The sequence below is a fragment of the Pseudomonas vlassakiae genome (assembly GCF_014269035.2).
Taxonomy (GTDB): Bacteria; Pseudomonadota; Gammaproteobacteria; order Pseudomonadales; family Pseudomonadaceae; genus Aquipseudomonas; species Aquipseudomonas vlassakiae.
The window spans coordinates 33,946-56,948 of record NZ_JABWRP020000006.1; the positions used below are offsets into that span (position 1 = coordinate 33,946).

Annotated in this window: 17 protein-coding genes and 1 tRNA gene; 15 read left to right on the forward strand and 3 right to left on the reverse strand. The window is 63.1% G+C overall.

Annotation, left to right across the window (positions count from 1 at the left end; all coding sequences use genetic code 11):
• The first annotated feature begins 41 nt into the window (after positions 1-41).
• The 3 genes from rplQ (at position 42) to bfr (ending at position 2,668) form a co-directional block, all read left to right on the forward strand.
• Positions 42-428: a 50S ribosomal protein L17 gene (gene rplQ, locus HU738_RS09775; RefSeq protein WP_003255451.1), complete on the forward strand. Its 387-nt coding sequence runs from the start codon at positions 42-44 to the stop codon at positions 426-428.
• Positions 429-600: 172 nt separating this feature from the next.
• Positions 601-2,040, forward strand: a complete 1,440-nt coding sequence (locus HU738_RS09780; RefSeq protein WP_186603320.1) for a catalase — start codon at positions 601-603, stop codon at positions 2,038-2,040.
• Between the two features lie 163 nt (positions 2,041-2,203).
• Entirely contained in the window at positions 2,204-2,668 is a 465-nt protein-coding gene (bfr, locus tag HU738_RS09785) for a bacterioferritin (protein WP_016715322.1), read from the forward strand.
• A gap of 72 nt (positions 2,669-2,740) precedes the next feature.
• Here the strand turns inward: bfr and uvrA are convergent, their stop codons facing one another.
• Positions 2,741-5,575 carry an excinuclease ABC subunit UvrA gene (gene uvrA, locus HU738_RS09790; RefSeq protein WP_186603327.1) on the reverse strand — a complete coding sequence of 945 codons (2,835 nt, stop codon included), beginning with the start codon at positions 5,573-5,575 and terminating at the stop codon, positions 2,741-2,743.
• A gap of 129 nt (positions 5,576-5,704) precedes the next feature.
• Between uvrA and HU738_RS09795 the strand changes: the two genes are divergently transcribed.
• Both HU738_RS09795 and HU738_RS09800 read left to right on the forward strand, forming a co-directional pair.
• A complete protein-coding gene (locus HU738_RS09795) occupies positions 5,705-7,099 on the forward strand; it encodes an MFS transporter (protein ID WP_186603329.1) in 1,395 nt (464 codons plus the stop codon).
• Positions 7,100-7,108: 9 nt separating this feature from the next.
• Positions 7,109-7,651, forward strand: a complete 543-nt coding sequence (locus HU738_RS09800) for a single-stranded DNA-binding protein (RefSeq protein WP_085677073.1) — start codon at positions 7,109-7,111, stop codon at positions 7,649-7,651.
• 90 nt (positions 7,652-7,741) lie between these two features.
• Here HU738_RS09800 and HU738_RS09805 read toward each other — a convergent pair whose 3' ends face one another.
• Entirely contained in the window at positions 7,742-9,136 is a 1,395-nt protein-coding gene (locus HU738_RS09805; RefSeq protein ID WP_186603331.1) for an aminotransferase-like domain-containing protein, read from the reverse strand.
• A 421-nt stretch (positions 9,137-9,557) separates the two neighbouring features.
• Here HU738_RS09805 and HU738_RS09810 point away from each other — a divergent pair, with 421 nt between their 5' ends.
• The 10 genes from HU738_RS09810 (at position 9,558) to HU738_RS09855 (ending at position 21,997) form a co-directional block, all read left to right on the forward strand.
• Complete coding sequence (locus tag HU738_RS09810) at positions 9,558-10,583, forward strand: TauD/TfdA family dioxygenase (RefSeq protein ID WP_186603339.1); 1,026 nt, start codon at positions 9,558-9,560, stop codon at positions 10,581-10,583.
• Between the two features lie 29 nt (positions 10,584-10,612).
• Positions 10,613-11,398, forward strand: coding sequence for a sulfite exporter TauE/SafE family protein (locus HU738_RS09815; RefSeq protein ID WP_186603340.1), 786 nt, complete (start codon positions 10,613-10,615; stop codon positions 11,396-11,398).
• Positions 11,399-11,418: 20 nt separating this feature from the next.
• The gene (locus tag HU738_RS09820; RefSeq protein WP_186603341.1) at positions 11,419-12,180 is read left to right on the forward strand and encodes an SDR family NAD(P)-dependent oxidoreductase; all 762 of its coding nucleotides are present in this window, start codon (positions 11,419-11,421) and stop codon (positions 12,178-12,180) included.
• Between the two features lie 618 nt (positions 12,181-12,798).
• Positions 12,799-15,867: a formate dehydrogenase-N subunit alpha gene (gene fdnG, locus HU738_RS09825; RefSeq protein ID WP_186603345.1), complete on the forward strand. Its 3,069-nt coding sequence runs from the start codon at positions 12,799-12,801 to the stop codon at positions 15,865-15,867.
• Positions 15,867-16,817: a formate dehydrogenase subunit beta gene (gene fdxH / locus HU738_RS09830; RefSeq protein WP_186603347.1), complete on the forward strand. Its 951-nt coding sequence runs from the start codon at positions 15,867-15,869 to the stop codon at positions 16,815-16,817. The genes fdnG and fdxH overlap by 1 nt, the downstream gene beginning before the upstream one ends.
• Positions 16,814-17,470 (forward strand): formate dehydrogenase subunit gamma, encoded by a 657-nt coding sequence (locus tag HU738_RS09835; protein WP_176506996.1) that lies wholly within the window; start codon positions 16,814-16,816, stop codon positions 17,468-17,470. The genes fdxH and HU738_RS09835 overlap by 4 nt, the downstream gene beginning before the upstream one ends.
• Positions 17,471-17,474: 4 nt before the next feature.
• Positions 17,475-18,395, forward strand: a complete 921-nt coding sequence (gene fdhE, locus HU738_RS09840) for a formate dehydrogenase accessory protein FdhE (protein ID WP_186603350.1) — start codon at positions 17,475-17,477, stop codon at positions 18,393-18,395.
• Positions 18,396-18,548: 153 nt separating this feature from the next.
• Positions 18,549-19,976, forward strand: a complete 1,428-nt coding sequence (gene selA / locus HU738_RS09845; protein ID WP_186603351.1) for an L-seryl-tRNA(Sec) selenium transferase — start codon at positions 18,549-18,551, stop codon at positions 19,974-19,976.
• Positions 19,973-21,895 carry a selenocysteine-specific translation elongation factor gene (gene selB / locus HU738_RS09850; RefSeq protein ID WP_186603352.1) on the forward strand — a complete coding sequence of 641 codons (1,923 nt, stop codon included), beginning with the start codon at positions 19,973-19,975 and terminating at the stop codon, positions 21,893-21,895. Before selA ends, selB begins: the two co-directional genes overlap by 4 nt.
• A 6-nt stretch (positions 21,896-21,901) precedes the next feature.
• Positions 21,902-21,997 (forward strand) — tRNA-Sec (locus tag HU738_RS09855).
• Positions 21,998-22,007: 10 nt separating this feature from the next.
• Here the strand turns inward: HU738_RS09855 and HU738_RS09860 are convergent.
• Positions 22,008-22,994, reverse strand: coding sequence for an asparaginase (locus tag HU738_RS09860; protein ID WP_176507002.1), 987 nt, complete (start codon positions 22,992-22,994; stop codon positions 22,008-22,010).
• Positions 22,995-23,003: the final 9 nt, after the last annotated feature.

The following is a 23,003-nucleotide window of genomic DNA, read 5'->3' on the forward strand; positions in this document are numbered from 1 at the left end:
CGTCGTAATCACCGAACGTAGTGTTTGGTAAGGAATGAATCATGCGTCATCGTAAAAGTGGACGTCACCTGAGCCGTACCAGCTCTCACCGCAAGGCTATGTTCCAGAACATGGCAGTGTCGTTGATCGAGCACGAGCTGATCAAAACCACCCTGCCGAAAGCCAAGGAGCTGCGCCGCGTTGCCGAGCCGCTGATCACCCTGGCCAAGGAAGACAGCGTTGCTAACCGTCGTCTGGCCTTCGATCGTACTCGTTCGAAGTCCGCTGTTGGCAAACTGTTCAACGACCTGGGCAAGCGTTACGCCACCCGTCAGGGCGGCTACCTGCGCATCCTGAAGTGCGGTTTCCGCGCTGGCGACAACGCGCCTATGGCGTACGTCGAGCTGGTTGATCGTCCGGTCGGCGGTGCTGTAGAAGCTGCTGAGTAAGACGTTCTGTCTGCTACAGAGAACCGGGCCTAGTGCCCGGTTTTTTGTTCTTGCAGGTATTATTTATTTCTATTGATGTAACTCATGTAATGAATTTGTTCTGAGATAACCGCTCATCGATACTTCTTCTCAAGCCGTTAAGCCGGCACTCGAAGACCGATAAGGAGAGCCCATGAGCAAACTTCTCACCACCGCCAGCGGTGCACCTGTAGCCGACAACCAGAATTCCCGCTCCGCCGGCCCGCGTGGCCCGCTGCTGCTCGACGACTTCCACCTGATCGAGAAGCTTGCCCACTTCAACCGCGAGAACATCCCTGAGCGCCGTGTGCATGCGAAAGGTTCGGGTGCCTACGGCACCTTCACCGTCACCCGCGATATCACCTCGTATACCAGTGCCAAGCTGTTCGAACAGATTGGCAAGCAGACCGAGACCTTCCTGCGCTTCTCGACGGTCGGCGGCGAGCGTGGCTCGGCGGATACCGAGCGCGATCCGCGTGGCTTTGCGGTCAAGTTCTACACCGAGGAAGGCAACTGGGACATCGTGGGCAACAACACCCCGGTATTCTTCATCCGCGATCCGCTCAAGTTCCCGGATTTTATCCACACCCAGAAGCGTCACCCGCAAACCAACCTGAAGAACGCCCAGATGATGTGGGACTTCTGGTCGCATTCGCCCGAGGCCCTGCACCAGGTCACGATCCTGTTCTCCGACCGCGGCATTCCGGACGGTTACCGGCATATGCACGGTTTTGGCAGCCACACCTACAGCCTGATCAATGGCCAAGGCGAGCGCACTTGGGTCAAGTGGCACTTCAAGACTCAGCAAGGTATCAAGAACCTGACGCCGGCCGACGCAGCACGCCTGGCCGGTACCGACCCGGACTACGCCCAGCGTGACCTGTTCGAGGCCATCGACCGGGGTGACTTCCCGCGCTGGACCGTGTGCATCCAGGTGATGAGCGAGGCCGAGGCGGCCAACCGCGACGAGAACCCGTTCGATGTAACCAAGACCTGGTCGCAAAAAGACTACCCACTGATCGAAGTCGGGGTGCTGGAGCTCAACCGCAACCCGCTCAACTATTTCGCCGAGGTGGAGCAGGCGGCATTCGGCCCGAGCAACATGGTCCCGGGTGTCGGCTTGTCCCCTGACCGCATGCTGCAGGGCCGCGTATTCGCTTACGCCGATGCACACCGCTACCGTGTGGGTACCAACCACCAGCAGCTGCCGGTGAACGCCCCACGTAGCCCGGTGAACAGCTACCAGCGCGATGGTTCGATGGCCATGGGCAGTTACGGCAGTGCGCCGAACTACGAGCCCAACAGCTACGCCGATGCGCCGAAGCAGTCGCCACGTTACGCCGAACCCGCACTGGCTCTCAGCGGTGCGGCGGACCGCCACAATCACCGCGAGGACAACGATTACTACAGCCACGCCGGTGCGCTGTTCCGCCTGATGAGTGACGAGCAGAAGGCACTGCTGATCAGTAATATCGCCGGCACCATGGCGGGCGTCAGCGAAGACGTGATTCAGCGCCAGTTGCAGTACTTCTACAAGGCTGACCCGGCCTACGGCGAAGGCATCGCCAAGGCATTGGGGGTTAATCTCGCCTAAGTCGAAGTGATAAGAAGAACCGCCCTCATTTGGGCGGTTTTTCAATGAATATCACTACTGTTTAACCGATTTTTTGCTTCTAATTGCGCGTTTTTCAGTGACCGCGCGCAAAAGCTGGTTCACACTATGTGCATCAGTCGTTTTCACAGGGAGAAGCAGGGCGATGCAAGGTCACCCGGACGTTATCAACTACCTCGTCACGTTGCTGAAGGGCGAACTGGCGGCTCGCGACCAGTACTTCATCCACTCACGCATGTACGAAGACTGGGGCCTGACCAAGCTCTACGAGCGTATCAACCACGAGATGGAAGAAGAGACGCAGCACGCTGATGCCCTGATGCGTCGTATCCTCATGCTCGAAGGCACTCCAGACATGCGCGCGGATGATCTCGAAGTGGGCAGCACCGTGCCGGAGATGATCGAGGCCGACCTCAAGCTCGAGTACAAGGTGCGTGGCGCTCTGTGCAAAGGCATCGAGCTGTGCGAACTGCACAAGGACTACATCAGCCGCGACATCCTGCGCGCGCAGTTGGCTGACACCGAAGAAGATCACACCTACTGGCTGGAGAAGCAGCAGGGTCTGATCAAGGCCATCGGTCTGGAGAATTACCTGCAGTCGCAGATGTAAGTTATCCACAGCGTCACGAAAAAGCCCCTGGCACCAACGGTACCAGGGGCTTTTTCATGCCCGTGCCAACCGTCAGGCCCGGTCACGCTCCAGCAGCGGCTTGAGGTAGTGCCCGGTATAAGACTGCTTCATCTTGGTCAGCTCTTCAGGTGTCCCGCAGGCGATGATCTGCCCGCCCTTGGAACCACCCTCCGGCCCCAGGTCCACCAGCCAGTCGGCCGTCTTGATCACATCCAGGTTGTGCTCGATCACCACCACGGTGTTGCCGTGGTCACGCAGGCGATGCAGAACGTCCAGCAGCTGCTGGATGTCGGCGAAGTGCAACCCGGTAGTCGGCTCGTCGAGGATGTAGAGGGTCTTGCCGGTGTCACGCTTGGACAACTCGCGAGACAGCTTCACCCGTTGTGCCTCGCCACCGGACAGTGTGGTCGCCGATTGCCCCAGCTTGATGTACGAAAGCCCCACGTCCATCAGCGTCTGCAGCTTGCGCGCCAGCGCTGGTACCGCGTCGAAGAACGCACGGGCATCCTCGATGGTCATTTCCAGCACTTCATGGATGTTCTTGCCCTTGTACTTGATCTCCAGAGTTTCGCGGTTGTAGCGCTTGCTCTTGCAAACGTCGCAGGGCACGTAGATGTCCGGCAGGAAGTGCATCTCGACCTTGATCAGGCCATCCCCCTGGCAGGCTTCGCAACGACCACCCTTGACGTTGAACGAGAAGCGCCCCGGACCGTAGCCGCGCGAGCGCGATTCCGGCACGCCGGAGAACAGCTCGCGAATCGGCGTGAAAATACCGGTGTAGGTAGCCGGGTTCGAGCGCGGTGTGCGGCCGATCGGGCTCTGGTCGATATCTACCACCTTGTCCAGGTGCTGCAGGCCGTCGATGCTGGTGTGCGGCGCAGCTTCCAGGGTGCTCGCGCCATTCAGGGCGGTGGCCGCGAGGGGGAACAGCGTGTTGTTGATCAGCGTCGACTTGCCCGAGCCGGACACGCCGGTCACGCAGGTCAGCAGGCCGATCGGGATTTCCAGATCGACGTTCTGCAGGTTGTTGCCACGTGCGCCCTTGAGCTTGAGCTGCAGTTTCTTGTCGCGCGGGGTGCGCTTGGCGGGCACGACGATCTTCTTGCGCCCGGACAGGTACTTGCCGGTCAGCGAGTCAGGGTGGTCCATGACCTCCTGCGGCGAGCCCTCAGCGACGATCTGGCCACCGTGCACGCCGGCACCCGGGCCGATGTCCACCACGTAGTCGGCCAGACGTATGGCGTCCTCGTCGTGTTCAACCACGATCACCGTGTTGCCCAGGTCGCGCAGGTGGTTGAGGGTGGCCAGCAGGCGGTCGTTGTCCCGTTGATGAAGGCCGATGGACGGTTCGTCGAGGATGTACATGACCCCGACCAGGCCGGCACCGATCTGGCTGGCCAGGCGGATACGCTGGGCCTCACCGCCAGACAGCGTATCGGCGCTGCGGTCGAGGGTCAGGTAGTCGAGGCCGACGTTGACCAGGAACTGCAGGCGCTCGCAGATCTCCTTGAGGATCTTTGCCGCGATCTCGCCGCGCCGGCCGGTCAGGCTCAGGTCAGCGAAATAGCTGCTGGCCTCACCGATCGGCAGGTTGGTCACCGCTGGCAGGGTCTTCTCGCCAACCCACACGTGGCGGGCTTCGCGGCGCAGGCGGGTGCCGCGACAGTCCGGGCAGGGCTGGGTGCCGAGGAACTTGGCCAACTCTTCACGCACGGTGGCCGACTCGGTCTCGCGATAGCGGCGTTCGAGGTTTGGCACGATGCCTTCGAACGGGTGCGAGCGCTTGACGATATCGCCGCGGTCGTTGAGGTACTTGAAGTCGACGCTCTGCTTGCCGCTGCCTTGAAGGATCACCTTCTGGTGCTCGGCTGACAGTTCACCGAACGGCTCTTCCAGGCTGAAGCCGTAATGTGCGGCCAGCGAGCCGAGCATCTGGAAGTAATACACGTTGCGCCGGTCCCAGCCGCGAATCGCGCCTTCGGCCAGGGTCAGCTCGCTGTTGACCAGGCGCTTGGTATCGAAAAACTGTTTCACCCCGAGGCCGTCGCAGGTCGGGCAGGCACCGGCCGGGTTGTTGAAGGAGAACAGCTTCGGCTCCAGCTCGCTGATCGCGTGGCCGCACACCGGGCAGGCGAAGCGCGCGGAGAAGATCATCTCCTCGCCGGGCTCGTCGTCCATGGGCGCTACCAAGGCGATGCCGTCGGCGAGCTTCAGCGCGGTTTCGAACGACTCGGCCAGGCGCTGCTGCAGGTCGGCGCGGACCTTGAAACGGTCCACTACCACATCGATGCTGTGCTTCTTCTGCTTGTCCAGCTTCGGCAGGTCGTCCAGCTCATGAAGCTTGCCGTTGACCCGCGCACGCACGAAGCCCTGGGCGCGCAACTCGTCGAATACCGCCAGGTGCTCACCCTTGCGTTCGCGCACGACCGGCGCCAGCAGCATCAGCTTGCTGCCTTCCGGGCGCTCCAGTACCAGGTCGACCATCTGGCTGATCGTTTGCGCTTCCAGAGGGATGTCGTGGTCCGGGCAGCGCGGCGTACCGACGCGGGCGTACAGCAGGCGCAGGTAGTCGTAGATCTCGGTGATGGTGCCGACCGTTGACCTTGGGTTGTGCGATGTCGACTTCTGCTCGATGGAAATCGCCGGCGACAGGCCTTCGATGGTGTCGACGTCGGGCTTTTCCATCATCGACAGGAATTGCCGGGCATAGGCCGACAGCGATTCCACGTAGCGGCGCTGGCCTTCGGCGTAGAGTGTGTCGAACGCCAGGGACGACTTGCCGGATCCGGACAGGCCGGTGATCACGATAAGCTTGTCCCGCGGCAGGGTCAGGTCGATGTTCTTCAGGTTGTGGGTGCGTGCCCCACGAATCAGGATCTTGTCCACTGCGGCCTCGCTCGGCGGGCATAAACAAGGAAGTATACGGCGCGCTGCCAGTACGCGGCAAAGCGTCGCGTAGATGCCGTCAAGCTGTCGGACTGATAGAATCGCCGCCGGTTCACACGAGGTTTATCCATGCACGACACCCACAACGAGCGCATGAGCAGCGGCGAAACCCGCGCTGCTGGCGGCCTGGCCCTGGTCTTTGCCTTTCGTATGCTGGGCATGTTCATGGTCTTGCCGGTGCTGGCCACCTACGGCATGGACCTGGCCGGCGCTACCCCTGCGCTGATCGGCCTGGCCATAGGCGCCTATGGCCTGACCCAGGCGGTATTGCAGATCCCGTTCGGGATGATTTCCGACCGCATTGGCCGCCGGCCGGTCATTTACCTGGGGCTGGTGGTGTTTGCCCTGGGTAGCCTGTTGGCGGCTCAGGCAGACTCCATCTGGGGGGTGATCGCCGGGCGTATCCTGCAGGGCGCGGGGGCGATTTCCGCGGCGGTCATGGCCTTGCTCTCGGACCTGACCCGCGAGCAGCACCGGACCAAGGCGATGGCGATGATCGGCATGAGCATCGGCCTGTCGTTTGCCGTGGCCATGGTCATAGGCCCATTGCTCACAAGCCACTTCGGCTTGTCAGGATTGTTCCTGGCCACCGCAGGACTTGCCCTGGTGGGTATCCTGCTGATCACCTTTGTCGTACCCAATACCCACAGCACATTGCAGCACCGCGAGTCGGGTGTGGCGCGCCAGGCCCTCGGCCCGACCCTGCGTCATCCGGACCTTCTGCGCCTGGATGCGGGCATTTTCATCCTCCACGCCATCCTCATGGCCAGCTTCGTCGCGCTGCCCCTGGCCTTCGTCGAACGCGGCGACCTGCCCAAGGAGCAGCACTGGTGGGTATACCTGACCGCGTTGCTGATCTCATTTTTTGCAATGATCCCGTTCATCATCTACGGCGAAAAAAAGCGCAAGATGAAACGCGTCCTGGCCGGTGCGGTCAGTGTCCTGCTGCTGACGGAAGTGTTCTTCTGGCAGTGGGCTGACGGTTTGCGCGGACTGGTGATTGGCACCGTGGTATTCTTTACCGCATTCAACCTGCTGGAGGCCTCGTTGCCTTCGCTGGTGAGCAAGGTGTCGCCTGCTGGTGGCAAGGGGACGGCGATGGGGGTGTACTCCACCAGCCAGTTCCTCGGCGCTGCCCTGGGAGGCATCCTCGGTGGCTGGCTGTTCCAGCACGGCGGGCTGAACATGGTGTTCCTTGGTTGCGCAATCCTGTGTGCCATCTGGTTGGTCGTCGCCTTGCGCATGAACGAGCCGCCCTATGTGACCAGCCTGCGCATGCCGCTGACGCCAGAGGCCGTTCGGGAAGCCGGCTTGACCGAGCGCCTGATGGCCGTGCCGGGTGTGACCGACGCCGTGGTGGTGGCAGATGAAGCCGCCATCTATATCAAACTGGATACGAAAATTTTGGACCGTGCGACCCTCGAGCGACTGGTGAATCCAGCCTCATCGGCGTGCGAAGCCTAGGAGAACGTTATGGCCCGTGGGGTTAACAAAGTCATTCTGGTCGGCACGTGTGGCCAGGATCCCGAAGTCCGCTACCTGCCCAACGGTAACGCCGTGACCAACCTGAGCCTGGCCACCAGCGAGCAGTGGACCGACAAGCAGTCGGGCCAGAAGGTCGAGCGTACCGAGTGGCACCGTGTCTCGCTGTTCGGCAAGGTTGCCGAAATTGCCGGCGAGTACCTGCGCAAAGGTTCGCAGTGCTACATCGAAGGCAAGCTGCAGACCCGCGAATGGGAAAAGGACGGTATCAAGCGCTATACCACCGAAATCATCGTCGACATCAACGGCACCATGCAGTTGCTCGGCGGTCGTCCGCAGGGCCAGCAGCAGGGCGGTGACCCGTACAACCAGGGTGGCGGCAACTACGGTGGCGGCCAACAGCAACAGTACAACCAGGCCCCGCCACGCCAACAGGCTCAGCGCCCGCAGCAGCAACAGCGCCCGGCGCCGCAGCAGCCAGCACCGCAACCAGCGGCTGACTTTGACAGCTTCGATGACGACATTCCGTTCTGATTGAACGGTCAGGCGTCTGGCTGGCACAGAAACCCAGGGCATTTGCCCTGGGTTTTTTTATGCCTATATTTCCGTGTTCCTGCGGTCGACTCAATAAAACAACCGGGGCTCTGACGAATCCAGCAGGCTCGCCAGTTTGGTCAAGGCAAACCCCAATTCCTGGCGGGTTGGGGCCATCAAGGCAATGCGTACCCCGCACGTGGCATGGCTGCGCTCGGGCAGGAACTGGCTGCCACTGACTACCGTAACGCCATTGTTGCGCGCCAGATTGGCGAACTCGTCGCTGGTCCAGGGTTCGGGCAGCTCCAGCCAGATATGGAAGCTGTTGGCTTGGCTGCGGATCCTGTACTTGCCGAGGATCTCGCATGCCATATGCTGGCGTGCAGCCGCTTCTTCCCGTTGTACCTGCACCAGCTGGTCGGCCATGCCACTGTTGATCAGGTTGCTAGCCAGCTGCGCCATCAATGGCGAAGGCATCCAGACACTGCTGCGCACCATCGACGACAGCCGCGAGAGGGTTTGCGGCGGGGCATACAGGTAGCCGATGCGCAGCGCCGGCAGCACGCTTTTGGACAGGCTGGTGAGGTACACCGAACGTTCAGGGGCATAGGCGGCAAGCGGCTTGTAATCCGGGGAGGGTTCGAGAAAGCCGTAGATGTCGTCATCGACAATGAACAGGTCGAACTCGCGAGCGATCTGTGCGATGGCCTCGCGCCGTGCTTGGGGCATGATCGAGTTGGTCGGGTTCTGGTGCGTAGTGACGCAAACCAGCAGCGAAGGGCGGTACTCGATGCATGCCGCACGCAGTGCTTCGGGAATCAGGCCGAACTCGTCCATGGCCACGCCGCGCAGGCGGCGGCCCATGCTGTGGGCCAGGGAGATGATGCCTGGATAGCAGAACGACTCGCACAGCACCACGTCATCGCTCTTCGAGAGGCTGCTGATGGCCACCAGCAGGCCGTGCTGGGCGCCGGACGTCAGCACTACTTGCTGCCAGCTGGCTTCGGGGAGCCAACGCCTGATCCAGGCCGCGCCGGCCTGCTTGTGCGTCGCATGGCCGCCCTCGGTGACATAGTCCAGCACCTGGGCCAGGTCGGGCGCTTGGGCCAGCTCGTTGATGGCGCCGCGTAGCCAGTCGGTCATGTGCGCGTCGTTGGGCTTGATGATCGACAGGTCGATCTGCCCGTTGTCGCGCTCGACGAGGGCGGCCCCAGGACGCGCAGGCGGGGCGGCGGGCTGCGCCTGTGGTTGCGGCAGCACGAAGGTTCCGCGCCCGACTTCGCCCACCACCAGGCCACGCTTGGCGGCTTCGTCATAGGCTCGGCCGATGGTACCGGGTGTGACGTCCAGTGACTCGGCGAGGTCCTTGAGGGTTGGCAAGCGTTCGCCAGCCACCAGCCGGCCGCTGCCGATGTCCTGCTCCAGGGCATCGGCGATCATCAGGTAGACCGGCTGCGCCAGGTCGCTGTAGTGAGGAACCCACATAGAAATGGCACCAGAATCTGCGAGAGCCCGGAAGCCTAGCACGAATGGTCTGATGCCAGTAATTGTGTTTTCTTACAGGTAAATTGCATCGATTAAATCGCTTCGATCTTACGTTATCCGGCTTTTCAGCTGATGGACGCCAGTCGTGCAAGCTGGCTTTGATTGGGCGTTTTCATATCAAACTTGAAATAAATCTTCTAAAAATCAATAGGTTAATAGCGTAGATTCATTTGCGTGTTTGCGTCATCGATAAAATGCATTGAGTCGATGTTATTTTTGTAATTACAATGATTGAGTCGATTCAATGCGCAGGCCGTCCCCCGGCATGCTCGATCGTCCCGCTGTGACCGGCTTCATAAAACATCAACATCTGCCGACGACACCGACTGGCCTCAGCCAGCAACATGGAATATCACTGCAAATGGAAAGTGCACACCTGCATCAAGGCGCCGAGTTTCAAGCCTCACTGGAGATCCGTCTGCCCTGGGTCATCTCCAGCGCCTGGCAAACCCTGCTGAACAACACACCGCTCGACTTCGAGACGAACAAAGAACTTTATCCGCAGCTCAAGGACCAGGCGCAGGACGTGTTGGGCAAGGCGCTGTGCCAACAGATCCATGGCTTTGTCGCGGATCCGTACCAGACCAGCATGATCGTGCGTAACTGCCCGCGGGACCGTGATATCCCGCCCACGCCATACTCGGGGGTGCTCAGTCCGCGCAGCACCCCGGTTGCATGCCTGGTCAGCCTGACCATGCAGAGCCTGATGGGGATCAACCCTGTGGTGTACGAGGGCGAAAACGACGGCCGGCTGTTCCGCCATGTCATCCCGTCGCGCCATTCCTCCAGCCACAAGAGCTCCCATGGCTCGCGGCTGCGCTTCTCCTATCACGTGGACAACCCGGACCTGCCGCTGTCATCCGAGCCCCTCGGCGCCGCTTCGTGCTGCCCGGAGTACCTGTCGTTCTTCGGCATGCGCTGCGACCCGCGCATCAGTACCACGCTGGTCAGTCTCGATGCCGTGGTGGCGGCACTGCCCGCGACCACGGTGCGCGAGCTGTGCCTGCCACAATTCGAGATCCGCCGCCCGGACTCGTTCAGTGGCAACCGCCGTTGCACGGCCGAACTCCCGGTGCTGGTGCGTGGCCATGCCGGTGAGTGGTTGTGCCGTTTCGACAGCGAGAACACGCACGGTCTCAACCTGCGCGCCGAGCAAGCGCTGGCCAGCTTGCGCGGTGTGCTGGAAACCCGCCGCTTCGATGAACCGCACCTGCTGCTGCCGGGCGACTTCATGGTCTTCAAGAACCAGCGTGTGCTGCATGCCCGCGATGGCTTCGAGCCGCAGAACGATGGTGCTGACCGTTGGCTGCTGCGTCTGTTCGCGGTCAACGACCTTAACCGCGTGCATTTCGCCCGGGCCGACCACCTCTACGAAGTGCTCTCCTGATTTTTTACTGACTCGACGGACGTACCGATATGGAACTGTTAGGCGCCTTCTGGGCGGAACACTGGTTGCTGGCGATCCTGATGCTGGGCGCTATTGCATTCGTTGCAGGCTTTGTCGACAGTATCGCGGGGGGTGGCGGGCTGTTTCTGGTGCCGGGCTTTCTGCTGGTGGGCATGCCACCGCAGGTTGCCCTGGGGCAAGAGAAGCTGGTCAGCACCCTGGGCACCCTCGCGGCCATCCGCAACTTCCTGGCCAACAGCAAGATGGTCTGGCAGGTAGCGCTGGTCGGGGTGCCGTTTTCATTGATCGGGGCTTACCTGGGCGCGCACCTGATCGTGTCGATCCCGCAGGAACTCGTGGGCAAGATCATCCTGGCGCTGATCCCGTTCGGCATCCTCATCTTCCTCACCCCCAAGGACCGCCCGGTGGAGGAGCGCGAGCTGTCGCCGCGCATGCTGTTCACCGTGGTTCCGCTGACCTGCCTGGCCATCGGCTTCTACGACGGCTTCTTCGGTCCCGGCACCGGCAGCATGTTCATCATCGCGTTCCACTACCTGCTGCGCATGGACCTGGTCTCCAGCTCCGCCAACTCCAAGACCTTCAACTTCGCCTCCAACATCGGCGCGCTGGTGGCGTTCGTCATGGCGGGCAAGGTCGTTTACCTGCTGGCGCTACCGCTGGTGGCCTGCAACATCCTCGGCAACCACCTGGGCAGCGCCCTGGCCCTGCGCAAAGGCAATGAAGTGGTGCGCAAGGCGCTGGTGTTCTCGATGCTCTGCCTGTTTACCAGCCTGGGTGTGAAGTACCTGGCCTGACCCTTCCAAGGAGATAACTGATGAAAACTGCATTCGTGACCGGCGCGTCTTCGGGCTTTGGCCGGGCCATCTGCCGCACCCTGATCGGCAAGGGTTACCGTGTGATCGGCGCCGCCCGGCGCATGGACAAGCTGCAAGCGCTGGAAGCCGAGTTGGGCGTCAATTTCATTGCGCTGGCGCTGGATGTCACCGATCCGCAGTCGATCGAGGCGGCGTTCGATCAGGTCCGTGACGCCTCGCTGCAGATCGACCTGCTGGTGAACAATGCCGGGCTGGCGCTGGGCGTCGACCGTGCCCAAGCCAGCAGTAGTGCGAACTGGCAGCAGATGATCGACACCAACGTCACCGGCCTGGCCATGGTGACCCACAAGGTCCTGCCGCAGATGGTGGAAGCCGACAGCGGCATGATCATCAACATGGGGTCGATTGCCGGCACTTATCCGTACCCGGGCGGCAATGTGTATGGCGCCAGCAAGGCCTTCGTCCGCCAGTTCAGCCTCAACCTGCGCGCCGACCTCGCAGACACCCGCGTGCGGGTGAGCAATATCGAACCGGGCTTGTGCTCGGGCACCGACTTCTCGGTGGTGCGGCTGAACGGTGATCTTGATGCCGTGCAAGCGCTGTACCGCGACGTGGAGGCCATCCTGCCCGAGGATATCGCCGCTACGGTGGCCTGGATTGCCGAGCAGCCGGGGCATGTGAATATCAATACCGTCGAGATCATGCCGGTGGCCCAGAGCAGTGCGGCGCTCAATGTGGCGCGTAATCTGCCGCGGTGTTGAATGGCGTATGCAATGACCTGACTGGGGCCTACTCAACGTTACCCTCAGCCCCAGCCGACTCAAGCCCTCAAGAATGCGCAACCCGCCGCCTCCAGTGAGGCGGCTCCCTAAACCACAACGTGTCCGCCAATGAAGCAGCAATGCTTTCAAGAGAAAGTAGTTCTTGTTCCTGCGGGAAGAGACTTTCGGAAATTACCGGCCCATATGAGCAGCTTCTTGAGAAAGGTAACCAGCACCTGAATCTTTCTCATGGATTGGAGGTGGCAGCCGTACGCGAGAGTGAGAAAACCGAGAGAAGCTAGCAAAGGCTCGGCCAGGCGTAAGCCCGACGTACGGCCACCATGATGGTGCTGCTAGCTAATCGATCGGGTTCTCATGCCCGGTCGCCGGAGCGACCCGAAAAGGTGCCTTACGGCTGATTGGTCGCGGGTGGGGTCAGCCGGCAGCCGCAACGCAACCTCCAGACACAATCGATCCCCACCCCCCGTGATCCATGTCATCGCACCTTCGCGATTCTTGACTAGTCTTACCCATTGGCGGCCATCAATTAGCCGCCACCGTGACTACCAAGAGGCGCCGGCCATGTTCCGTGCGTCCAAACCTGATCAGGAGTGCACGATGGATCTCAACCGTCGGCAGTTCTTCAAGGTCGCCGCTGTCGGCCTTGGAGGCTCGAGCCTGGCGGCGTTGGGCATGGCCCCGACGCCGGCCTTCGCCGAGCAGGTGCGTCACTTCAAGCTGGCGCATACGAAGGAAACCCGCAACACCTGCCCCTACTGCTCGGTCGGCTGCGGCCTGATCATGTACAGCCAGGGCGATGCGGGCAAGAACGTCAAGCAGAACATCATCCACATCGAAGGCGACGCCGATCACCCGGTCAACCGTGGCACCCTGTGCCCCAAAGGTGCCGGCCTGCTCGACTTCATCCACAGCCCCAGCCGCCTCAAGTACCCCGAGGTGCGCAAGCCGGGCAGCAATGAGTGGGTGCGGGTCAGCTGGGACGAGGCGCTCGACCGCGTTGCCGACCTGATGAAAAAGGACCGCGACGCCAACTTCATCGAGAAGAACGCCCAGGGGCAAACGGTCAACCGCTGGCTCACCACCGGTTTCCTCGCTGCTTCCGCCGCCTCCAGCGAGGCTGGCTACCTGACCCACAAGGTCGTCCGCGCTACAGGCATGCTGGGGTTCGACAACCAGGCACGTGTCTGACATGGCCCGACGGTGGCAAGTCTTGCCCCGACGTACGGCCGTGGCGCCATGACCAACCACTGGTCCGATATCGCCAACGCGAATCTGGTCCTGGTGATGGGTGGCAACGCAGCAGAAGCGCACCCGTGCGGCTTCAAATGGGTGACCGAAGCCAAGGCGCACAACCAGGCGCGGCTGATCGTGGTCGACCCCAGGTTTACCCGTACCGCTTCGGTGGCGGACTACTACGCGCCGATCCGTACCGGTACCGACATCGCCTTCATGGGCGGGCTGATCAATTACCTGCTGAGCAATGACAAGATCCAGCACGAGTACGTGCGCAACTACACCGACGTGTCGTTCATCGTCAAAGAAAACTACGGCTTCGAGGACGGGCTGTTCAGTGGCTACGACGAGGCCAAGCGCGTGTATGCGGATAAATCCGGCTGGGGCTACGAGCTGGGCGAGGACGGTTTCGCCAAGGTCGACCCGACCCTGCAGCATCCGCGCTGCGTGTTCCAGCTGATGAAGCAGCACTACAGCCGTTACACCCCGGAACTGGCCAGCATGACCTGCGGCATGCCGCAGGACGCCATGATGAAAGTCTGGGAAGAGATCGCCACCTGCTCGGTACCGGGCAAGACCATGACGATCCTCTACGCACTCGGCTGGACGCAGCACTCCATCGGTGCGCAGATCATCCGCAGTGCGGCCATGGTCCAGCTGCTGCTGGGCAATGTCGGCATGCCGGGTGGCGGGGTCAACGCCCTGCGCGGGCACTCCAACATCCAGGGCCTGACCGACCTCGGCCTGCTGTCCAATTCGTTGCCGGGTTACCTGACCTTGGCAGGCGACGCCGAGCAGGACTACGCCGCCTATATCGACAAGCGCGCTTCCAAGCCGCTGCGCCCGGGGCAGCTGTCGTACTGGCAGAACTACGGCAAGTTCCACGTCAGCCTGATGAAGGCCTGGTACGGGCCGAACGCGACGGCGGAAAACAACTGGGGCTATGACTGGCTACCCAAGCTCGATGTGCCGGCGTACGACGTGCTGCGCATGTTCGAAATGATGAGCCAGGGCAAGGTCAACGGCTACATGTGCCAAGGCTTCAACCCGATCGCTGCGCTGCCGGACAAGAACCGCGTCACCGCCGCTCTGGGCAAGCTCAAGTGGCTGGTGATCATGGACCCGCTGGCCACCGAAACCTCGGAGTTCTGGCGTAACGCCGGGCCGTTCAACGATGTCGACACGGCCAATATCCAGACCGAGGTGATCCGCCTGCCCACCACCTGTTTCGCCGAGGAGGACGGTTCTCTGGTCAACAGCAGTCGCTGGCTGCAGTGGCACTGGAAGGGCGCCGACGGCCCGGGCGAGACCCGCACCGACGTGCAGATCATGAGCGAGTTGTTCATTCGCCTGCGCCAGCGTTATCAGGCCGAAGGCGGGGCCTATCCTGACGCCATCATGAACATCCACTGGCCGTACAAGATTCCTGAAGAGCCCTCACCGGAGGAGCTGGCCAGGGAGATGAACGGCTGGGCAGTGACTGATGTCACCGACCCGACCGGTGCGGTCGTCAAGGCTGGCCAGCAACTGTCCGGCTTCGGCCAGCTCAAGGATGACGGCAGTACCGCCTCCGGCTGCTGGATTTTCGCCGGCTGCTGGACCGAGCAAGGCAACCAGATGGCCCGCCGCGACAACAGCGACCCGTATGGCATGCACCAGGTGCAGAACTGGGCCTGGGCCTGGCCGGCCAACCGCCGCATCCTCTACAACCGCGCGTCCAGCGACCCGCAAGGCAAGCCGTGGGACCCAGACAAGAAGCGCCTGGTGTGGTGGAACGGCAAGGCCTGGACTGGCACCGACGTGCCTGACTTCAAGGTCGACTCGCCACCCGAGGCGGGGATGAACCCGTTCATCATGAACCCCGAAGGTGTGGCGCGGTTCTTCGCCATCGACAAGATGGCCGAAGGCCCGTTCCCCGAGCACTACGAGCCGTTCGAGACGCCGATTGGCATCAACCCGCTGCACCCGCAGAACAAGAAGGCCACCAGCAACCCGGCAGGGCGGATCTTCGATTCGGTGTGGGACACCCTTGGCAAGCACGAGGAGTTCCCCTATGCGGCCACCACTTACCGGTTGACCGAGCACTTCCACTTCTGGAGCAAGCACTGCCGCCTCAATGCCATCGCCCAGCCCGAGCAGTTCGTCGAGATCGGCGAGGTGCTGGCCAACGAAAAAGGCATCAAGGCCGGTGACCGGGTGCGGGTGTCGAGCAAGCGTGGTCACATCGATGCGGTGGCGGTGGTGACCAAGCGGATTCGCCCGCTGCAGGTCAACAACCAGACGGTGCACCAGATCGGCATTCCGCTGCACTGGGGCTTCACCGGGACCACGCGGCATGGCTACCTGACCAACACCCTGGTGCCGTTCCTCGGTGACGGCAACACCCAGACGCCAGAGTCCAAGTCGTTCCTCGTCAAAGTGGAGAAACTCTGATGGCCAGCCAAGACATCATCGCCCGCTCGGCCACCACTACCGTTCCGCCTTCGGTACGCCAGCTGGACGAGGTCGCCAAACTGATCGACACCACCAAGTGCATCGGTTGCAAGGCCTGCCAGGTGGCGTGCTCGGAGTGGAACGAACTGCGTGACGAGGTCGGCCACAACCACGGCACCTATGACAACCCCCAGGACCTCACCGCCGAAACCTGGACCCTGATGCGCTTCACCGAGCACGAGCGCGACGACGGCAACCTGGAGTGGCTGATTCGCAAGGACGGCTGCATGCACTGCGTCGAGCCGGGCTGCCTGAAGGCCTGCCCAAGCCCGGGCGCGATCATCAAGCATGCCAACGGCATCGTCGACTTCAACCAGGACCACTGCATCGGCTGCGGCTACTGCATCACCGGCTGCCCGTTCAACATCCCGCGCATCTCGCAGAAGGACCACAAGGCGTACAAGTGCACCCTGTGTTCCGACCGCGTGACCGTGGGCCTGGAGCCGGCCTGTGTGAAGACCTGCCCGACCGGGGCGATCGTGTTCGGCACCAAGGAGGAGATGAAGGTGCATGCCGCCGAGCGTATCGTCGACCTCAAGTCACGCGGCTTCGAGCAGGCCGGGCTGTACGACCCGGACGGTGTCGGCGGCACCCACGTGATGTATGTGCTGCACCACGCCGACACACCGAAGCTGTACGCCGGCCTGCCGGACCAACCGGTGATCAGCCCGCTGGTGGGCTTGTGGAAGGGCTTCACCAAACCGCTGGCGCTGTTGGCGATGGGCGCGGCGGTGCTGGCCGGGTTCTTCCATTACGTGCGGGTTGGGCCGCAGCGTGTGGAGGAGGACGAGCAGCCCACAGCGCCGAACGACAGCGTGCACCAGGTGGACCCGTCGGTCCATGTCTATGATCCGACCAAGCCCGGCGGGCAAGGGGAGCAGCGGCCATGAACGACAACAAACCGATCCTGCGCTACAACGCCAATGAGCGGACCAACCACTGGATCGTCGCCATCCTGTTCATGACGGCAGGTCTTTCCGGGCTGGCATTGTTCCATCCGGCACTGTTCTGGCTCAGCCATCTGTTTGGCGGCGGGCCATGGACACGCATCCTGCACCCGTTCCTGGGCGTGGCGATGTTCGTGTTCTTCCTTGGCTTGGTGTTCCGTTTCTGGCGCGCCAACTTCATCACCGCCAACGACCGCCTGTGGCTGCGCCGCGTGGACCGGGTGATGCTGAACCAGGAGGAGGGCGTGCCACCGATCGGCAAGTACAACGCCGGGCAGAAGCTGCTGTTCTGGACCCTGCTGGTGTGCATGCTGGTGTTGTTGCTCAGCGGCGTGGTGATCTGGCGCGCGTATTTCAGCCAGCTGTTCGGTATCGAGGTCATTCGCCTGTCGGCGCTGGCCCATGCACTGGCGGCGTTCGTGCTGATCCTCAGCATCATCGTGCACATCTACGCCGGTATCTGGATCAAGGGCTCGATCGGCGCCATGCTGCATGGCGGGGTCAGCCGCGCCTGGGCACGCAAGCACCATGAGTTGTGGTACCGCGAAGTGACCGGCGACAAGACGCCGGGCAATCACGGACGGAAAGAAGGATGAGCGCTTGAGCACGATACTCGAACCCGGGCAGATCGAAGCGTCGGCAGTGATGCCGCCGTTTCTGCACCTGCCGCCTGCCAATCTGTTTGCACTGCGCGCAGCGCGCCTGGAGCACTTGGCTGAGGGCAATGCCCTTGGCGATTACCTGCGGCTGATCGCTCAACTGTGCCGCGTCCAGCAGCAGCTTGTGGATAACCCTCCCGGTGGGTTGCCGGTGGCTGAGGAACGTCAGCGCCTGTGCATAAGTCATGGCCTGCCACCGCTGGCAGCTGACAGCCTGGTGCGTGAAGGGCCGTGGCTGGTCTGGTTGCAGGCCTTGCTGATGCACTTGGACAGTGAGGCCAGTGGCGCGCTGGGCGAGGCGCTGCAAGCCCTGCGCGACAGTGAAGATAGTCAGCGCAAGGGCTGGGGTATTGCGTTGCTCGCTGGCCAGTATGATGCGGTGCCGGCGGCGCTGGTGCCGTTCATTGGCGCCGCCTTGCAGGCCGCCTGGTCGAGCTGGTTGCTGGCGCTGCCAGCCCCCGAGCTGAAGCCCGCCGGTAGTCTGGCGCAGTGCCCGGCCTGCGGTTCGCCAGCGATGACGGGGGTGGTGCGCAACCGTGGCAAGCACAACGGTCTGCGTTACCTGGCCTGTTCGCTGTGTGCCTGTGAGTGGCATGTGGTGCGGGTCAAGTGCGTGTATTGCGATTCGAGCAAGGATTTGCGTTACAGCAACCTCGAAGATGATCGCCATGCCCCGGGCAAGGCGCCGCTGCGCGCCGAATGCTGCCCGGGGTGTGAGAGCTACCTGAAACAGCATTATCTGGAGAACGATGCGGCGGCCGAGCCGCTGGCCGACGACCTGGCCAGCCTGGCGCTGGATATCCGCCTGGACGAGGAGGGCTTCCATCGCCTGGCACCCAACCTGATGCTCGCGCCCGGGTAGTGTCTACACTGTAATACCGAGTCGCCTGCTTCGCGGGTAAACCCGCTCCCACAAGGTGCCGCGCAAACCTGAAGGCTGGCGCGGGACCTGTGGGATCGGGTTTACCCGCGAAAGGGCCATCAAAGACAACGGATCAGTCCAAGGTAGTACTGCATGTCCTCCAGCCTAGCCAGCGACACCCCACGCTTGCCCTCCATCGACAACCTTCTGCGCCACCCGGCCTGCCTTGTACTGATCGACCGCCACGGCCGCGACATCGTGCTGGCCACCCTGCGCCAATTGCTCGATGACCTGCGCGATCCCGCCCGTCACGGCCAACTCGACGCCGCCGAACTGGCCGCTGAAATCCTCCTCGGGCGTGCTGGCGAACGCCTTTCGATCCAGCAACGCAGCCAGGTCCGCCGCGTATTCAACCTCACCGGCACCGTGCTGCACACCAACCTGGGTCGCGCGCTGCTGCCCGAGGAGGCCATCGAGGCCATGCAGACCGCCGCCCGCTATCCCCTCAACCTGGAGTTCGACCTGGCCACCGGCAAGCGCGGCGACCGTGATGACCTGATCGAAGGCCTGATCCGCGAACTGACCGGCGCCGAGGCCGTCACCGTAGTCAACAACAATGCCGCTGCCGTGCTGCTGGCGCTCAACAGCCTGGGTGCGCGCAAGGAAGGCATCATCAGCCGTGGCGAACTGATCGAGATTGGCGGTGCCTTCCGCATTCCCGACATCATGGCAAGAGCCGGGGTGAAGCTTCACGAAGTCGGCACCACCAACCGCACCCACGCCCGCGACTATGAAGCCGCCATCGGCCCGCGTACCGGCCTGCTGATGCGCGTGCACTGCAGCAACTACAGCATTCAGGGTTTCACCCATCAGGTACCGACTGCCGACCTGGCGCATATCGCTCACCAGCATGACTTGCCACTGCTCGAAGACCTCGGTAGCGGCAGCCTGCTTGACCTCACGCGCTGGGGCCTGCCCGCCGAACCGACGGTGCGCCAGGCCTTGGCTGATGGCGCCGATATCGTCACGTTCAGTGGCGACAAGCTGCTGGGCGGCCCCCAGGCCGGGATCATCGTCGGTCGCAAAGCCTTGATCGCCAGGATCAAGAAGAACCCGCTCAAGCGCGCACTGCGGGTCGACAAGATCACCCTCGCCGCACTCGAGGCGGTGCTGGCGCTATACCGCAACCCCGACCGCCTGGCCGAACGCTTGCCGAGCCTGCGCCTGCTGACCCGCGGCCAGGCCGAGATCCAGGCCCAGGCCGAACGACTGGCTCCCGAGCTCAAGGCGCACCTTGGTGAGCAATGGCAAGTCGGTGTCGAGCCGGCGCTGGGCATGATCGGCAGCGGCAGCCAGCCAGTGGCGCGGCTGCCCAGTGCAGCGCTGTGCCTGCGCCCACTGGTGTCGAAGAAGCTGCGCGGGCGCAGCCTGCATGTGCTGGAGCGTGCCTTGCGCGACCTGCCGGTGCCGGTGCTTGGGCGCATCGCTGGCGACGCCCTGTGGCTCGACCTGCGCCAGCTCGACGATGAAGCCCAATGGCTGGCGCAGTTGCCGGCCCTGCAACTTGGGCCCGTGCAATGATCGTCGGCACCGCCGGCCACATCGACCACGGCAAGACCGCGCTGCTTCAGGCCCTCACCGGCCAGGCCGGGGACCAGCGCCAGGAAGAGCGCGCGCGTGGCATGACCATCGACCTCGGCTACCGCTACGCGGCGCTGGCCGAAGGGGCGGCCTTGACCGGCTTCATCGATGTGCCGGGCCATGAGCGGTTCATCCACAACATGCTGGCCGGCGCCCATGGCATCGACCTGGTGCTGCTGGTGGTGGCCGCCGACGATGGGGTGATGCCACAGACCCGTGAGCACCTGGCGATCATCGAGCTGCTGGGGATTCCCCAGGCGCTGGTGGTGATCAGCAAATGTGACCGGGTCGAGCCCGCCCGTTTGGCAGAAGTGCAGGCGCAGGTCAGGGAGTTGCTGGCAGCGGGGCCTTATGCCAAGGCACGGCAGTTCCCCGTGTCGAGCATCACCGGGCAGGGTATCGAGGTGTTGCGTCGGGCCTTGCTGGAGGCCGAGGTGCGGGTGCGGCAGCGCAGCGCACGCGGGGGCTTTCGCCTGGCGGTCGATCGCGCCTTCGCCGTGACCGGTGCCGGGGTGGTGGTGACTGGCACGGCACTGGCCGGGCGTGTCAGTGCCGGCGACACATTACTGCTGGGCAAGGCCGGCAAGCCGGTACGGGTGCGTGGCTTGCACGCGCAGAACCAGGTGGCGTTGGTGGCCGAGGCCGGCCAGCGGGTGGCGTTGAACATTAGCGCCGAGCGCCTCGCGGTAGAGCACGTGCACCGAGGCGACTGGCTGGTGCCGGAATGGCTGCATGCGCCCAGCGTGCGAGTCGATATCGAACTTTGCCTGCTTCCCGGTGAAACCCGCCTGTTCGAGCATTTCAGCGCGGTACATGTGCACCTTGGTACTCAGGATGTGACGGCACGGGTGGCTTTGCTCGAAGGTGAAACCCTGGCTGCCGGCCAGCGCATGTTTGCCCAGCTGCTGCTCAACGCACCGTTGCAGGCGGTACATGGAGACCGCCTGGTGCTGCGCGACCAGCGTGCCCAGCGCACCCTGGGCGGCGGCAAGGTGCTCGACCCGTTCGCGCCCAGTCGGCAGCGCCGTAGTGAACAACGCCTGAGCCAACTGCAGGTGCTGCGTGATGCCGATGGCCTGGAGGAGGCCCTGCCGGCCTTGCTCGCCAGTGCGCTCGGTGGCCTTGACCCGCAGCGCCTGGAGCGCCAGTTCAATCGCCAGCGCGATACCTGGCTGTTGCCCAATGACGTGTTGGTGGTAGCCACGCGCCAAGGCCCGCTGCTGTTTGCCCAAGGCCAATGGCAAGCACTGAGGCAGCAGGTGCTGGAGCAGCTGGCCCGCTTCCATGAGCAGGAGCCTGACCAGCTCGGCCCGGACCGCGACCGCCTGCGCCGCTTCGCTGCCTTGCCGCTTGAGCGCCCGGCGTTTGTCAGCTTGCTCGATGAGCTGCTCAATGACGAAATGATCGCCAGCAGCGGTCCCTGGCTGCATCTGCCTGATCACAAGGTGCAGTTGAGCGCCGTCGACAGCGCGCTATGGGAGCGGCTGCAGCCGAAGTTGCTCGCAGGGGAATATGACCCACCTTGGGTCCGGACGCTGGCCACCGAAGAACAGTGCGCGGAGGCGGATGTGCGCCTGTTGCTGCGCAAGCTGGCCCGGCTGGGCCTGGTACATCAGGTGGTGCGCGACCTGTTCTATCCTGAGGTAACGCTAAGGCGCATGGCAGAGCTGCTGCTGCGGCAGGCCAACGACACGCCAGTAGTGCAGGTTGCTGCGTTTCGCGATATGTTGGGCATCGGTCGCAAGCGCAGTGTGCAGATTCTCGAATACTTCGACCGTATCGGCCTGACCCGTCGGGTGGCCGACCAGCGCTACATCCGCGCCGACAGCGCGCTGGCCCAACAGCAGGCCAGGCACTGAGTTCAAGGAAGGCAATCGCGCCCGGTGGCGCGGCCGGGCTTCAAACCCGGTTGGGGACGGCAGCCGTTCCCGGGCAGGTTCGACTCCCGCTGCCTTCCGCCATTTTCCGGTTTCAGGCCCGCTCGCCGCAAAGGTCCAGTGCGAACCATTGCTCCACCGCGTCTACATCCAGCCCAGCACCCAGCAGCGCAAACATCTTGCCCAGCGCCGCTTCGCGGGTCATGCCGCCAGCACTGACCAGTCCAGCCGCGCGCAGGCGGTTGCCTGCCGCATAGGTATCGAACACGACCGAACCTTCGGGGCACTGGCTGATGGCAGCCAGCAGCACACCCCGCTGGCGCGCTGCACGCAGCACTGCCAGCAGCGCCTGATCATCCGACGGGCCGGTGCCACTGCCATAGCATTCCAGCAGCAACCCCTGCACGCCGCTGTCGAGCAAGCCCTTCAGATGCCCGGCTTGCAAGCCCGGATACACCGGCATCACTGCCAGGTTGACTGGCTGACGCTGCTGGCGATAGCTCAGGGCGGCAGGCAATTCGGCGGCACGCTCGCCTTCACGGTGGCGCGGCAGTGCAGCGAAGGCGTCGAAGGCCTCGCTGCGCAGCTTCGAAGCCCGGCAGCCATGCAGCAGCTGGCCATGGAAGTACAGCTGCACGCCAGCCTCCAGGCCCTGTTCGAGCAAGCGCAAGGCCCCGCACAGGTTGCCCCAGGCATCGCTGCCCGGCGCGCCAGCCGGCAGCATCGAGCCGGTCAGCAGTACCGGCACCGGCAGGCCCAGCAACAGGAACGACAGCGCTGCGGCGCTATAGGCCAGGCTGTCGGTACCGTGCAGCAGCAGCACGCCGTCATGGCCGGCGTCCACCGCCGCGACGATGGCATCGCGCATCGCCAGCCAGTTGTGCTGCTGCATGTTGGCGCTATCGAGCAGCGGGTTCATTTCCTGCAGTGTCCATTGCACCTGGGGTGCGTCGGTCAACTGGGCCAGGTGTTCGCGCATCCGCGCGTCGAAGCCGCCAGCCGGCGCCAGGCCCTCGGCGGTTTCGAGCATGCCGATGGTGCCACCGGTGTAGAGCACGAGAAGATTCTTGACAGCACGCATGGAAAGCAT